Raw genomic sequence first — 14,410 nt, forward strand, 5'->3', positions numbered from 1 at the left:
GGCTGCATCAATACAGGAGACGTTATGCAGGAATTAATTGCTCAGGTTGAAGAGTTAGGCATTGAAATTAATCACACCACCTCTTTAGTGATTATCTTTGGTATTATTTTTCTTACCGCCATCATCGTTCATTTTATTCTGCACAAAGTGGTGCTTCGCGCTTTCGAAAAACGCGCGCAGGCCAGCAGCCATTTATGGCTGCAGATCATTACCCAGAATAAATTATTTCACCGTCTGGCCTTCACCCTTCAGGGGATAATCGTCAACGTTCAGGCGGTACTGTGGCTGCAAAAGGGCAGCGAAGCGGCGGAAATTGTCACTACCTGCGCAAAGCTGTGGGTCATGGTGTATGCCCTGCTCTCCTTCTTCTCGCTGCTGGACGTGATTTTTAATCTGTCGCAGAAAATGGCCACCGCATCACAGCTGCCGCTGAAGGGGATCTTCCAGGGCATCAAGCTGGTGAGCGCCATCCTGGTGGGGATATTGATTATCTCCCTGCTGATCGGCCAGTCCCCGGCGATTCTGATCAGCGGTCTGGGCGCCATGGCCGCCGTTCTGATGCTGGTGTTTAAGGACCCGATACTCGGACTTGTGGCCGGGATCCAGCTTTCCGCCAACGACATGCTCAAGCTCGGCGACTGGCTGGAGATGCCCAAATACGGTGCCAACGGCACGGTAACGGACATCGGTCTCACCACCGTTAAAGTGCGCAATTTTGATAACACCATCACCACCATTCCGACGTGGGCGCTGGTCTCCGACGCCTTTATCAACTGGAGCGGCATGTCGGCCTCCGGCGGGCGACGCATTAAGCGCAGCCTGAATATTGATACCACCAGCATTCATTTTCTCGACGAGCAGGAGCAGCAGAAACTCATTCAGGCGAAGCTGCTGAAGCCCTATCTGGCCGCGCGACATGAGGAAATTAGCCTGTGGAATCAAAAAAACGGTGAAGGGGAGTCGGTATTAAACCTGCGTAAGATGACCAATATTGGAACCTTCCGCGCCTACCTGAATGAATATCTGCGCAACCATCCGCGTATTCGCAAAGATATGACGCTGATGGTGCGCCAGCTAGCGCCTGACGCGAATGGTTTACCGATTGAAATATATGCCTTCACCAACACGGTGGTCTGGGCAGAATATGAGGAGATTCAGGCCGACATCTTCGACCATATATTCGCGGTGGTGGATGAATTTGGGCTGCGTATTCATCAGTCCCCGACCGGGAACGATATTCGATCCCTGGCGGGCGTTATCGCCAGATAATCCGTTTGTAGGCCCGGTAAGCGAAGCGCCACCGGGCGTGAAGGCTGGTGCAGTCTGGTGCCCTCACCCCGGCCCTCTCCCACAGGGAGAGGGAGAAAAGCGGATCACTTTTTGCGGGAAAGCTTAAACGCCACAAACAGGAAGGAAACCCACACCGGCAGGAGCATCGCCGAAAGACGCATCTCATCCATGGTGCACATCAGCACCAGAATCAGCCCGAGGAAAGCGATACAGATATAGTTCCCCGCCGGGTAAAGCAGCGCTTTGAACTGCGTCTCGCGTCCCTTGCGGCGCATCGCGGCGCGAAAGCGCAGGTGCGCAAGGCAGATCATGATCCAGTTCAGCAGCAGCGTGGCAACAACCAGCGCCATCAGCAGGCCAAAGGCCTCTTTCGGCAGCAGATAGTTAATCAGCACCACCAACGAGGTGATAGCACCAGAAAGGAACAAGGAATTCACCGGCACGCCGCGACGGCTGACGCGGGTGAGGAACTTCGGCGCGTTGCCCTGCACGGAGAGGCCGAACAGCATGCGGCTGTTGGAGTAAACGCCGCTGTTATAGACCGACAGAGACGCCACCAGAATGACGAAGTTCAGCGCCGAGGCCACCACGTTGCTGTTCAGATCGTGGAAAATCATCACGAACGGGCTGCTGTCGGACTTCACTTCCACCCACGGATAGAGCGCCAGCAGCACCACCAGCGAGCCGATGTAGAACAGCAGAATCCGGTACACGACCTGGTTGACCGCTTTGGGAATGCTTTTATGCGGGTCGCGCGCTTCCGCGGCGGTAATGCCGATCAGCTCTAGTCCACCGAAGGAGAACATGATCACTGCCAGGGAGAGGATCAGCCCTTTCCAGCCGGTAGCCAGGAAGCCGCCGTGCTGCCACAGGTTGTCGATCGTGGCGCGCTCGCCGCCGTGGCCGGAGAACAGCAGCCACAGGCCAAAGCCGATCATCCCGATAATCGCCAGCACCTTGATCAGCGCAAACCAGAACTCGGTTTCGCCATACAGGCGCACGTTGACGAGGTTAACGGCGTTAATAATGATGAAGAAGGCCGCAGCCCAGATCCACGTCGGGACGTCCGGCAGCCAGTACTGCATGTAAATGCCCGCGGCGGTCAGCTCCGCCATCCCCACCAGCACGAACATCACCCAGTAGTTCCAGCCGGACAGGAAGCCTGCAAACGGGCCCCAGTATTTATAAGCAAAGTGCGCGAAGGAGCCTGAAACCGGCTCTTCAACGACCATTTCGCCAAGCTGGCGCATGATCAGGAAGGCGATAATCCCGGCGATACCGTAACCCAGCAGCACCGCCGGGCCAGCCATCTGAATAGCGGGGCCGATGCCGAGAAACAGCCCGGTACCGATCGCGCCGCCAAGGGCAATTAACTGAATATGTCGATTTTGCAAACCACGTTGCAGCGTCGGATTCTGATCCGACGAGGCTTCAGCGCTACCATGGCCTGAAGCGGATGACGCGTCTTTCACGTCCTACCCCTGTCTCTTTTTTAGAAGGGGCACGTTTTAACACTTCATGCTGGAGGTAGCAAGGGATTGGGGCATCCCTGCCCCGGATAACGAGATGGAACGCTTAAAACGCGTAGCCAACCGAGACCTTAAAGGTGCGCGGTTCGCCCTGCGTAATATAGGTACCGGAATCATCCACGCTGGCCCAGTAGTTTTCATTGGTCACGTTGTCGATGCCCGCGCGAACCGTCATCTGGTTTTCATTGTGGTTCACCGCGAAGCGATAACGCATTCCCAGATCCAGCGTGGTGTAGCTGTCCAGCTTTTTGGTGTTTGCCAGGTCAGCGTACTGCGCGCCGGAGTGGTTCACGCGGGCGGTGGCGGTCAGGCCGTCAATCGGCTTGATGTCGTACTCAGCGCCCAGCACGGCGTAAAAGTTCGGAATCCCGATCGCATCGTTACCCTGATTCACGCCATTTTTGGTTTTGGTCAGTTCGGCCTGCAGCCAGGTAGCGCTGGCGTTCAGACGCATCCCCAGCGCGGGCTCGCCGAAGACGTTCAGCTCCACGCCACGGTTTCGCTGCTCGGCGTCCAGGCCGTAGTGGCCGCTGTCGTCGAGGATCGCCGACGGCATTTTGATTTCGAACAGCGCAAGCGATCCGCCCACGCGGCCGAAGTCCGCCTTCACGCCCACTTCGTTCTGCTTAGAGTGAACGATACCGGTGCTCTGGCCGTAGTTGGTGGCGGTGTTAGGTGCGGTTTTGCCCGGCTGCAGCGCTTCGGTGTGGTTTGCATAAAGGGAGATCGCCTCCCACGGCTTGTAGACCACGCCGTAGGTGGGCATCCAGCGGCTGCCGTCGAAACCGTCCGCCGCGTTTTCCGCCCCGGTGACTTTGTTATACCCGCGAATGACCACCTTCTGATGGCGGGCGCCTGCGGTGAACAGCAGCTTGTCATCCAGCACGCCCAGCGTATCGCTCAGCAGCCAGCCCTGGGTACGGGTGCGCCCGCTGGTCAGCGGATCGCTGTACTTTCCGCCGGAACCGTTGAAGTTGGTGCTATCCGGCATGTCGACGCCGGTGTTGTGGTAGATGTTGGTGGTCGGGTTATCTTTCGTCGCCGACATTTTCCACGCGATTTTTTCATTTTTGGTCATCGCCGAATAGCCAACGTTGACCTTGTGCGAGACGAAGCCGGTATTGAAATTACCGCGAACGCCCGCCATGCCGCTGACGGAATCGCTTATGCGGTTGGTATCAAGACGGCTGACCGTTGCCTTGCCGCTTTTATCCACCAGCTTCGGCGCGCTGTAGATGCCTTCCTCGTGCGCGTGCTGCGCGCCAAGACCGGTATAGGCGGTCCAGCCGTCGGTGATGTCGTACTCGCTGCGCCACATCCCGAATTCGTTTTCGATGTTGCTGTAGGCCCACTTCTGCGAGAAGTTGCGATCGTTTTTCGGCGGCTCCGGAACGAAATCCACCGCGGAAATATTGACGCTGGTCGGGCTGCCGTGGAAGGTTTTCTTCTGATAGCCCAGATCCAGCGAGGTGCGGAAGCGGTCGCCGGTGTAATCAAGGCCGGTAGAGAGTAGCGTGGTGCGGCGGCGGTCATTCGGTATGCCGGTTTCCCCTTCGCGATGAACCAGGTTCACCCGCGCGCCGAACTGGTCGCTGTCACCGTAGCGACGGCCCGCATCCAGCGTGGTGCCAATCTGGGAATCCGAGGTGTAGTCCACGCCGACTTTCGCCTGCGGGAGTTCGCCCGCGTGTTTTGTCTCAAGGTTAATCATCCCGCCCACGCCGGAGCTTGCCGCGCCGTTCATCAGCGAGTTGGCCCCTTTAAAGATCTCGATGCGGTCGACCATCTGGGTATCCACCACCTGGCGCGGCAGCACGCCGGACAGGCCGCCAAAGGTCATGTCGTCGCCGTCGAACTTCAGGCCACGGATGCGGTAGGTCTCCGCGCTGTTGCCGTACCCCTGAACGAACTGCACGCCCGCGTCGTTCGCGACGACATCGGCAATGGTTTTCGCCTGCTGATCTTCCACCAGCTTCGAGGTGTAGCTGATGATGTTGAACGGCACGTCCATGGCGTTCTGCTGGCCCAGCATACCCATGCGCCCGCCGTTCGCCACCTGTCCGTCAAGGAAGGCCGGTACCAACTGGTCGCCGCCGGGTTTGAAATCGCTGGCTGGAGCAGCCTGGACAACAAGGGTGTCCTCTTTTTGATTGTCCGCCGCGAAGGCGGAATGTGTCGCCGCGCCAACGGCGAGCGCCAGCAGCGTTTTGTGCATGATGGTGTTGTTCATCGTTAACTCATTTTAAAGTGCGCGCAAAAATGACCCGTTGTCGGGCCTTAGAATGTATTGAATGCAATGCAAATGAGAACTATACGCATTATCCATGCGTTAGCAAGTGTAACCGCGTTCATAAGGAGATTTGGCGAGAAAAGAGGGGGAACAGCCACCCCGTTTCGGGGATGGCTGCAATAACATTATTTTTTCTTGTAGATATTGGCCGTACCGTGAATTTTATTGTTGGTGTTCCCTGAAGTGAGCACCAGGACATCCGCGCCTTGCTTATCGGCTTTCTCAATCAGTTCTTTTTTCGCATCATCCACCGATACTTCATTCGAGGTGTTTACCGTACCGATTTTTTTATATTGAGATGCAACTTTCTTGAACTCGCTTTTAGTGAGTAGCTGGGCAGCAAAAGCATTGGTCGTAAACAGTAACGCCGTTCCCAACAAAATAGCAGTCGTCTTTTTCATAACCTTTTTCCTTGAGATTAATCAGCAACTACGAAAAACCTCACGCATTGTGGTGAGGTTTTATGAGCATGGTAGAGAATCTCAGGAATTGCCATGCGTTCGGGAAAAATCTTTTATAACAACCCGTTGCATGAAATTACTAACGAATATTAAGAATATTCGAATACCCGCGCGGTGCCAGCAATATCAATGCGTACAGCCGTGCCCGGGTTCCATCCTGGCTGGCTTACGGTCTTCAGAATTACGGGCTGCTGCTGCCCGGCTAATCCCAGGGTGAGCGTCGACAGCTGGCCGGTGAAGTCCACGTCGAGAATCGAGATCGGGCTTTCATGCGCTGCACATGCCGTCACGCGTAATTGTTCAGGGCGCATCATTACCCTGCCCTGCCCTGTTGCATGCGCGTTGTCCGTCGGCACTTCACCCAGCGCGCACACGGCATACCCGGCAGCGAGCTGAGCAGGGAGGATCACGGCATCGCCAAGAAACAGCGCCGTCTCTTCGTCAACGGGACGGGTGTAGACGTCATAAGGCGTACCGACCTGCGTGAAGCGTCCGGAGCGCATGACGGCGACCTGGGTAGCAAAGGACAACGCTTCGTTCTGGTCGTGGGTGACCAGAATCGAGGCCACGCCCGCTTCGGCCAGCAGATCGGCCGTTGCCTTACGCGTCATCGCGCGAAGGCCGGTATCCAGAGCCGAGAACGGTTCATCCAGCAGCATCAGTGAAGGTCGCTGGGCCAGCGCACGGGCAAGCGCCACGCGCTGCTGCTGTCCGCCGGAAATCTCGTGGGGCCAGTGCGTTGCGAGCTGCCTGTCCAGAGAAACCATCTCCATCAGCGCCTCAACGCGCTGGCGCTTCTCGTGGCGAGTGCCGTCCAGCCCCCAGGCGATGTTGTCTGCCACATTGAGGTGCGGGAACAGCGCACCCTCCTGAGGCACAAAACCGATCCGGCGCAGGTGGGCGGGAACAAAACTGTTTTCATCGAACAGCGTTCTCCCCTGCATGACAACGCGCCCGGTGTCAGGCGTTTCGAACCCGGCCAGAATACGCAGCAGCGTGGTTTTCCCCGACCCGGACGGCCCGACAATCGCCGTCCTGCTCCCCGGCGCCACGCTCAGGTTTAAGCTGTCGAGCACCTGCACATCAGAAAACGATTTAGAAATGGCGGTTAATTCAAGCATGTCATAGCCCTGCAATTTTTTTCGACTGCATATAGAGAATGGCGGTCAGCGGGAGTGAAATCAGGATCATCAGCATCGCGTAAGGCGCGGCGGCCACATAGTCAATTTCACTGGTCAGCGCCCAGAATCCGGTGGAGAGCGTGCGCGTGCCCAGCGGAGAGAGCAGCAGCGTGGCGGTCAACTCGTTGCTGACGCCGAGGAAAACCAGCGCGGCCCCCGCCGCCGCACCCGGCGCGGCCAGCCGCATCGTGACGCTCCAGAGCGCCTTCGCGGGCGTGCTGCCCAGGCTGCGCGCCACGTTCTCCAGTTCGACCGGCGCCTGCGCAATCCCCGCCCGCAGGTTGATGAGCGCACGGGGCATAAACATCAGCAGGTAGGCAAGGAACAGGGTAATTTCCGTCTGGTAAATGGGACGGGCGTAGTGAATGGTGACGGTGACCAGCGCCAGCGCCGTGACGATGCCCGGCAGCGAGCTGGTGATATAGATGCACCCTTCCAGCATCCGGAAGATGCGGTGCGGATAGCGGATACCGAGCCACGCGATGGGGATCACGCACGCCGTCGTCAGAAGCGCGCCGCCCACGCCGAGCATCAGCGTCTGGCGCAGGGAGTGCCAGAGATCGGCACTCATCCAGTTTTGCACGCCGCCGAGCCAAATCCAGCGACACAGGACAATTAACGGCACGCCCAGCGCCAGCACGATCAGCACGATGAAAAACAGCTGGCCCAGCGCGGCGGCCGCAGGCTTCAGCGGCCAGCGTTTCTGCTCGCGCGCGGCCCCGGCGCCAATGCGCGCGTAGCGTGCTTTTCCGCGCGTCACGCCCTCCAGCATTAATATAGCCAGACAGCACAAGGCCAGCACGCCCGCCAGCATGTTCGCCGCCGGGCCGCTGAAGGTAGACTGGAACTGGTCATAAATTGCCGTGGTGAAGGTATCAAAGCGGATCATCACGTACAGGCCATATTCCGCCAGCAGGTGCAGCGCCACCAGCAGCGCGCCGCCGCAGATAGCGAGCTTAAGCTGGGGCAGCACCACGCGGAAAAAGACCCGCCACGGCGGCGTACCCAGCGAAGCGGCGACATCTTCAAGCGTCGGGTCAAGGCGACGCAGCACCGCCGCAACCGGCATATAGATAAACGGATAGTAGGCAAGAACCGAGAGGAACACGCCCGCGGAGAGCCCGTGCATGGACGGGACAGCGCTCACCCAGGCGTAGCTTTGCACAAACGCGGGGATCGCCAGCGGGGCGACCGCCAGTGCGGACCAGATCCCTCGCCCGGCAAGCTGCGTGCGCTCCGTGAGCCAGGCGATTGCCACGCCCGTCACGATACACAGCGGAACCGCTAAAGCCGTCAGCCACAGCGTGTTGCTGAGCAGCTCAGCAACACGCGGGCGAAACACCAGCGCCTTAATGGTTTCCCAGCCGGTCTCAATGCCAATGGCAATGATAAAACCCAAAGGCAGAAGCGCCATTAATGAAAACAACACAGCTAACGCAACCATCGGCAGTGCAGGACGCCTGCGGGCAGGCTCCTGCACTCTGTTTTTTCCGATGTCGAGACTCAGACCAGACATAAGACGTTCACTTCACTCTCAGGATCACAGCAGGCCGGCTTGCGTCATCAGCTCGATAACTTTTTTACTGTTGAGCGTTGAAGGTTCAACTTTCGGCGCATCAAGATCTTTCAGCGGGACCAGTTTCGGGTTTGAGGCCGCGTTCACGCCCACGGCATATTCAAAGGCGTTGTTGGTCCGCAGGCTTTCCTGGCCTTCTTTACCGGTAATGTATTTGATGAAGGCCTGCGCCTGCGCTTTGTGTTTGCTGGACGCCAGCACGCCGCCGCCAGAGAGGCTCACGAACGCGCCCGGATCCTGGTGTTTGAAGTAGTAAAGCTGGGTGTTTTTGCTGTTTTCACCGGTTTTGGACTGATCGACAAAACGGTAGTAGTGATAAATCACGCCACCATCAATCTGACCGGCATTGACCGCTTTCATCACGGTGCTGTTGCCTTTATAGGCAACGAAATTGGCTTTCATCGCCTTGAGCCATTCCAGCGTGGCCTTTTCGCCTTTCAGCGCCAGCATCGCGCTCACGATGGCCTGGAAATCCGCGCCTGACGGTGATGCCGCCCAGCGGCCTTTCCACTCGGGTTTTGCCAGATCCATCAGCGATTCAGGCAGCTGCTTTTCATTCAGCTTTTCCGGGTTATACACAAACACCGTGCTGCGCGCCGCGATGCCAATCCAGCGGCCGTGCGCCGGACGATATTCTGCCGGTACCTGCTTCAGGGTGTCTGCATCCAATGGCGCAAACAGGTTGGCGTTATCCACCAGCACCATTGAAGGCGAGTTCTCCGTCAGGAACACGTCTGCCGGTGACGCGCTGCCTTCCTGAACCAGCTGGTTACCCAGCTCGCTGTCATCGCCATTACGCAGAGTGACTTTAATGCCGGTTTCTTTGGTAAAACCGTCAACCCACGACTTCACCAGGTTTTCGTGCTGCGCGTTATAAACAACGATACCTTCGTTGTTATCAGCGGCAACCGCTTGTGTGGAAAGGAAAAGGGATGAAGACAACAAGGCAAGCGAGAAGCAGGACAGCAGGCGAGAATTCATGAACATATCCTTTATAGACCAACGGGATTAACGACTCATAGCTTTGTGGGACAGGATTAAAGCATACAACAACGCTAATGATAATTAGTATCAATCGAGTTTAGTCGTAAAAGTGTAAAATTTCTTTTTAGCAGATTTTAGAATGATAAAAATCCAAATTTTAATGAGAGATAATTTTTAGATTAAGAAAACCTTAAGCCTGCCTACAGTGAAATTCATTAGCCTTCTATTCATTATGACGCGAAGGTAAATCTGTTATTCATGCGCCCGGCAGATATAAAAGCCCCGATCTTGCGGGGCTTTTTATGCTTATCCGGAGGTCGCTAAATTTATAAGGCGACTAATTTAAAAAGCATCACATAACCGCATGAGGGGCATACATAGGATAGGTGAAGAACAATAAATGCACGCAGTTCAGCCCAAAATGGAATAACGTTGCAACCCAGAGCCTGCCGCTCCACATCCACGCCAGGCCGTAAATAATGCCGGAGAGGCTGGCAAAAATAATCAGTAGTAAACCGCCGCTATAATGCATCAGTCCAAAGATGACTGAGGCAATCAACAGCGCGACAACAGGATGAATAATCCGGGACAAGCGTTGCTGCAGGTAGCCTCTGAACAAGGCTTCCTCAGCCAAAGAGACGAAAAAAATATTCGCAAGGGCAAATTGAGCGAACCATTCTGGCGCATGCGGCTCAATTCTAAGTCCGCCCAACGCAACAGCCAGAAGTAACAGCGCGGGTATCGCAAGAACCAATATTCCCCAGCCGACCTTGCCCGCTTTATAGAGGGGTTTTGCGACGAATAACGTTGGCATGCACGTAATTAAAAAGAACGGCACCACTGCCTTGTCCATATTAAAGTACATACTGAACGGTATGCTTTGCGGACCTACGACGACAGCATCCAGCACTTTGGGGTTATGAAAACCCGGGATCAGATGCAAAACCAGGGCAACGGCGATGGCCACGCACAGGCCTTCGACCAGATATGTATATTTATTATTTTTATTACGTAGCCATTCAACAACAGACCAGCCAACAACGATTGATGCAATAACCAGCAGCGCCGGGGCGTCAAGAATGCCCTGTTTCCAGCCCAGAAATGCCGTTAATCCCAGCATCAGGTAAGCCAGGCTTTTATTAAGGGAGAGTGCGGCAAGCGAAGTTGCGAGTAGATACCACATAAATGTCCTTCTTGACCGGTAAATTTTAGGGGCGATGTCCCAAATATGTCCCACAACGGAAATCAGGAGGATGTGAAAGAGGCGTAACTCTATGAAATGAAATGGCACGCCCTGTAGGATTCGAACCTACGACCTACGGCTTAGAAGGCCGTTGCTCTATCCAACTGAGCTAAGGGCGCACTGATATGCGTGTACTTCGCGGTGGTGAAACGCGAAGAATTATACGGTCAATGGCAGGTGAGTCAATGCCTTTTCCGTTTTCAGGGCCAATTACCGCTAGCCGATTGTAAATACGGCTATTTTCTCAACATTTCGTCCTGTTTCACCGTAAAATTTAGCGCTGCGAAAAGGCTTAGTTGCATTTAAGTAACGCCTGCTGTTTTCCTGACCGTCAGCTCGTCACACTAGAGTCAGGTATCCCGGCCGCCTGGAGGCTGACAGACAACAGGACAATGGAGTGACAGCGCAAAACCTGATCGATACGCCCCCCCGGTTACAGTACATTTCTCAGGACATCGTCGGCATTAAGCTTGAGCCCATCGTCGCCCTTTCCTCCTTGCGCCAGGTTGGCGTGGAGGTCCTTAGCGTTCTGTCCGACACGCGGGACAGCGAGAACTTTTTTTGCGATCGCTCCGCAGAGTGGTCGATAACGCTGCTTGAAGCGCAGCTTGCCGCGTTAAAAAATACGCCGCACGGTCATAATCTTTTTATTAATCTGCCGATAACCGTCCTGACAGAGCCCGCGTCTTTTCAGCGACTTATCCGGTTGCCAGGCATGCCGCTCAATATTGAGATTGTCGACCTCGCGTCCTTTTTGGCGCTTTCCCTCGTAGAGAAGCAGCATGTCGTTCAAAATTTGCGGCAACTTTGCAAACAGGGACACGCTATCTGGCTTGATGACGTGGATGACGTCACAGTGCAGTCGTTTTTATCCTGCCGACTCCCGTTAAGCGGCATCAAAATAGATAAGGAAGCATTCTGGCGTTTACGCGACACCCCTGCGCTGAGGCAACTGGTTTCCCTTTGCTTTCAGCTTGCCGGGAAAGTGCTTATTGAAGGTATTGAGACTGAACGCGATCGTACCTGGGCACTGCAGGCAGGCGCAGACCTCGGCCAGGGATATTACTGGCCGTCCTGGACATGGCCGGAGGATTAAAAAGCCATTTCCAGGAGGGAGACCATGCGAATGACAGTGCGCCGTTACCGGCGGCGGCGTACAGGAAGTGATGCACTGGGATTTACGCGCTCACCTTTTGCTCCCCCCTTTTTCGACCGGCTCGAATTTTTGAGCCAGTCCATCAGCCAGCCCCGCAAAACCGACGCCCCGTTTATCCTTCTGGTGACGGAGGATCACTACCTGCGCACCGGTTTTCTCCACGGGCAGTTTCCCCTGAGCAGCTGCTGCGACTACGCCACGCTGGACGACGCCCTTATCGCTCAGACGCAGTGGCCCTCAGCCCGTCTGGTCGTGGATATTGAAAGCCGATCCACGGGGCTTCTGGAGAAACTGGATCAGTTGAGACGGCATAGCCTGTTTCCTCCGTTCCTGACGCCCTGGCTGTTGGTCCGGGCCGATAATTACGACACCCGCCTCTTCTGCAAAGCGGCAGGTCCCTTTCATGTGCTCGAACGTCAGCTGAACGCCGCCGCGCTCCAGCACAGCCTGCAGGATCCCCTCCCTCCGCCGGGAACCGAGAAAGACTGGTTCTCGCGCAACGAATGGCCCATTCTGCAGGAGCTATCCCGGGGCAAGACATTGCGTCAGATTGCCCTTATGCAGAATCGCCCCTATAGCCGCATTATCTATCGTCTCAGCTGCATCCTGCTGAAGCTGGGGCTAAGCCATCGCCAGGAATTGCTGCATCTTCTTAATAACCTCTCAGACTGCACGTTTTCACTCACCTCCTAACCCCTTATTTCCTAAAGCGGTTTAAGAATTTACTTACCACTTGCGTTGCGTAAATGTTAATTTTTAACAATAAAATCGAATTTATAACTATTCCTAATTCATGGGCGTGAACCTTGTGAAATGCCACAGATTAGCGGAACGGCAGCACTTTCCTCCATCCGTTAAGCGAATGCAGAAGGCGTTAACAAGATGATAATGATGTAAAAACAAGCAGCTTAGCGACAACTGCCAGGAGTAAAAAGCAAAGCGGGCAGCACGTTCTCCTGTGCACCAGACGCCGTTATCCGGATCGGCGCAAGCACTTTCAGATGAAGGTCAGACGGCCTGCGAGGGCAATTTTTAACCTCACTTTTGCGGGTTCGTCCCTTTCAAAGAGGCGTATTTTTGTTAACAATTAATCAACATACAGAGATATCTGTTATTTTTTGTTATTACATAAAGATGAAAATATGCGGTAAATGAGATAACAGGATATTTCCGCTAAATTTAAAAAAATAGCGATTAAGATCCAGAAGATAATACAAACCAATACCCTCACATTAATTTACAGGGTTTTCGGAAAAAACTTACCCTGTATAATAAGATGCGTATCAAATATGAATAAGAAAAACCTTTTTGCCAACACCAGCCTAATGAGATGACCGCGCTGAGGCATAGTTCTTTTCATTACGTAAACAAGGATGCTTTCGCTCTTTCCAGGGAAATACTACGGTATAGGGATCTGCACATTATATCCTTCCGGCATTTCGAGAGTTTTACCAAACTCTGCATAACGCTTTTAACAATCTGAGGCATTAAAAATGAAACCGGCATCCGTTATCATTATGGACGAACATCCTATCGTCAGAATGTCGATAGAAGTCCTGCTACAGAAAAATAAGAATATCACAGTCAAGCTCAAGTCTGGCGATAGCCATGAAGTCCTTGACTGTATCCGCAATCACCCTATCGATCTGGTGATCCTTGACATTGAACTCACGGGCACGGATGCCTTCTCTTTACTGAAGAGAATCAGGAACTTAAACAAAAACATTAAGGTTCTGTTCCTCTCGTCTAAATCAGAGTTGTTTTACGCAGGTCGCGCCATTCGCGCCGGGGCAAATGGCTTCGTCAGTAAACGAAAAGATTTGGGTGAGATCTACAACGCCGTAGAAATGATTCTGATGGGCTATTCCTTTTTCCCGTCAGAGACGTTGAACTTTATAAACCATTTGGGTTCCGGGAAAGGGATGGCAGTAGATATGCCATTATCGAATCGCGAGGTCACGGTATTACGGTATCTGGCGAATGGATTATCCAACAAGGAAATTGCTGAACAGCTACTATTAAGCAACAAGACCATTAGCGCGCACAAATCCAATATTTATTCCAAGCTGGGTGTGCAAAGCATCGTGGAATTAATTGATTACGCTAAAGCCCACGAGCTGCTATAACCTGAATTCACTCCCTGCAGCTTATCTGAGCTGCAGGGAGTGCGGTCAGTGCTAATTATAATTAATCATGAAGGTGGCATCCGCATCAGCCCGTCCGGGCTGAGGGTTATCGGCAGTGGCAATATAATTGGCATAAAATGACAGAATCGCATTTCCCTGCGCATCAACCGAGACCGGCTGGCTGGCCTGCTGAAGCGCCAGCCGCGTTTTATCCGCATCCCTGATCTCAACGGCGACATGGCTTGCAGTACTGGCGTCATTCAGCGCCAGCAGGCCGCTATTGCTTCCGTCGGCTTTACCCGAAAACGTAATGGACGCCGCGCCCGGCGGGCAGCCGGTCAGCTTCAGCGTAAACGGCATCGGCTGCGTGCGGCTCCCGGTGGTGCTGAGCTGTTTCGTGGGCCAGGTGCCCAGCGGGACGGCCTTGTCGCTGTCGCTGCCCTCGGCAACGCAGGTAAAATCGACGATATTGCCGTAGAGCCGAATGTTAATCTCGCCCAACGCGGTGTCCGCCTGAGCCTGCGTGCAAAGCGCAAAGAGCGCTACGGTGAGAAAACGGATCCTGTTTCGCATA

General features: G+C 54.6%; 12 protein-coding genes and 1 tRNA gene. 4 read left to right on the forward strand and 9 right to left on the reverse strand.

Going from position 1 to position 14,410, the window contains the following annotated elements; translation table 11 throughout:
* The first annotated feature begins 24 nt into the window (after window positions 1-24).
* Entirely contained in the window at window positions 25-1,269 is a 1,245-nt protein-coding gene (locus FOY96_RS16345; RefSeq protein WP_143347441.1) for a mechanosensitive ion channel family protein, read from the forward strand.
* A gap of 104 nt (window positions 1,270-1,373) precedes the next feature.
* On the opposite strand, the gene pheP is transcribed toward FOY96_RS16345, so the two are convergent.
* The 8 genes from pheP to FOY96_RS16385 form a co-directional block, all read right to left on the reverse strand.
* Window positions 1,374-2,762: a phenylalanine transporter gene (gene pheP / locus FOY96_RS16350; RefSeq protein ID WP_143347442.1), complete on the reverse strand. Its 1,389-nt coding sequence runs from the start codon at window positions 2,760-2,762 to the stop codon at window positions 1,374-1,376.
* 103 nt (window positions 2,763-2,865) lie between these two features.
* Complete coding sequence (locus FOY96_RS16355) at window positions 2,866-5,049, reverse strand: TonB-dependent receptor (RefSeq protein ID WP_143347443.1); 2,184 nt, start codon at window positions 5,047-5,049, stop codon at window positions 2,866-2,868.
* Window positions 5,050-5,234: 185 nt separating this feature from the next.
* Complete coding sequence (yahO, locus tag FOY96_RS16360; RefSeq protein ID WP_033144835.1) at window positions 5,235-5,510, reverse strand: DUF1471 family periplasmic protein YahO; 276 nt, start codon at window positions 5,508-5,510, stop codon at window positions 5,235-5,237.
* A 149-nt stretch (window positions 5,511-5,659) separates the two neighbouring features.
* Window positions 5,660-6,691, reverse strand: a complete 1,032-nt coding sequence (locus FOY96_RS16365) for an ABC transporter ATP-binding protein (RefSeq protein WP_143347444.1) — start codon at window positions 6,689-6,691, stop codon at window positions 5,660-5,662.
* 1 nt (window position 6,692) lies between these two features.
* Window positions 6,693-8,267 (reverse strand): ABC transporter permease, encoded by a 1,575-nt coding sequence (locus tag FOY96_RS16370; protein WP_048976680.1) that lies wholly within the window; start codon window positions 8,265-8,267, stop codon window positions 6,693-6,695.
* 24 nt (window positions 8,268-8,291) lie between these two features.
* A complete protein-coding gene (locus FOY96_RS16375) occupies window positions 8,292-9,308 on the reverse strand; it encodes an iron ABC transporter substrate-binding protein (protein WP_039263996.1) in 1,017 nt (338 codons plus the stop codon).
* A 355-nt stretch (window positions 9,309-9,663) separates the two neighbouring features.
* Entirely contained in the window at window positions 9,664-10,494 is an 831-nt protein-coding gene (locus FOY96_RS16380) for a CPBP family intramembrane glutamic endopeptidase (RefSeq protein ID WP_143347445.1), read from the reverse strand.
* A 102-nt stretch (window positions 10,495-10,596) separates the two neighbouring features.
* Window positions 10,597-10,673: transfer RNA gene (locus FOY96_RS16385), tRNA-Arg, on the reverse strand.
* 278 nt (window positions 10,674-10,951) lie between these two features.
* Here FOY96_RS16385 and FOY96_RS16390 point away from each other — a divergent pair.
* From FOY96_RS16390 to fimZ, 3 genes are all read left to right on the forward strand, one after another.
* The gene (locus tag FOY96_RS16390) at window positions 10,952-11,650 is read left to right on the forward strand and encodes an EAL domain-containing protein (protein WP_069303766.1); all 699 of its coding nucleotides are present in this window, start codon (window positions 10,952-10,954) and stop codon (window positions 11,648-11,650) included.
* A 24-nt stretch (window positions 11,651-11,674) separates the two neighbouring features.
* Window positions 11,675-12,403, forward strand: coding sequence for a helix-turn-helix transcriptional regulator (locus FOY96_RS16395; RefSeq protein ID WP_048975481.1), 729 nt, complete (start codon window positions 11,675-11,677; stop codon window positions 12,401-12,403).
* 800 nt (window positions 12,404-13,203) lie between these two features.
* Window positions 13,204-13,836, forward strand: a complete 633-nt coding sequence (fimZ, locus tag FOY96_RS16405; RefSeq protein ID WP_032661427.1) for a fimbria biosynthesis transcriptional regulator FimZ — start codon at window positions 13,204-13,206, stop codon at window positions 13,834-13,836.
* Between the two features lie 51 nt (window positions 13,837-13,887).
* Here fimZ and sfmF read toward each other — a convergent pair whose 3' ends face one another.
* Complete coding sequence (gene sfmF / locus FOY96_RS23150) at window positions 13,888-14,409, reverse strand: fimbria assembly protein (RefSeq protein ID WP_039263992.1); 522 nt, start codon at window positions 14,407-14,409, stop codon at window positions 13,888-13,890.
* Window position 14,410: the final 1 nt, after the last annotated feature.

Source organism: Enterobacter asburiae (assembly GCF_007035645.1).
Lineage (GTDB): Bacteria > Pseudomonadota > Gammaproteobacteria > Enterobacterales > Enterobacteriaceae > Enterobacter > Enterobacter asburiae_B.

Coding starts and splice junctions, on each gene's coding strand:
- FOY96_RS16345 (WP_143347441.1), top strand. CDS start 25: ATGCAGGAATTAATTGCTCAGGTTGAAGAGTTAGGCATTGAAATTAAT.
- FOY96_RS16355 (WP_143347443.1), bottom strand. CDS start 5,049: ATGAACAACACCATCATGCACAAAACGCTGCTGGCGCTCGCCGTTGGC.
- yahO (WP_033144835.1), bottom strand. CDS start 5,510: ATGAAAAAGACGACTGCTATTTTGTTGGGAACGGCGTTACTGTTTACG.
- FOY96_RS16365 (WP_143347444.1), bottom strand. CDS start 6,691: ATGCTTGAATTAACCGCCATTTCTAAATCGTTTTCTGATGTGCAGGTG.
- FOY96_RS16370 (WP_048976680.1), bottom strand. CDS start 8,267: ATGTCTGGTCTGAGTCTCGACATCGGAAAAAACAGAGTGCAGGAGCCT.
- FOY96_RS16375 (WP_039263996.1), bottom strand. CDS start 9,308: ATGAATTCTCGCCTGCTGTCCTGCTTCTCGCTTGCCTTGTTGTCTTCA.
- FOY96_RS16380 (WP_143347445.1), bottom strand. CDS start 10,494: ATGTGGTATCTACTCGCAACTTCGCTTGCCGCACTCTCCCTTAATAAA.
- FOY96_RS16395 (WP_048975481.1), top strand. CDS start 11,675: ATGCGAATGACAGTGCGCCGTTACCGGCGGCGGCGTACAGGAAGTGAT.
- fimZ (WP_032661427.1), top strand. CDS start 13,204: ATGAAACCGGCATCCGTTATCATTATGGACGAACATCCTATCGTCAGA.
- sfmF (WP_039263992.1), bottom strand. CDS start 14,409: ATGCGAAACAGGATCCGTTTTCTCACCGTAGCGCTCTTTGCGCTTTGC.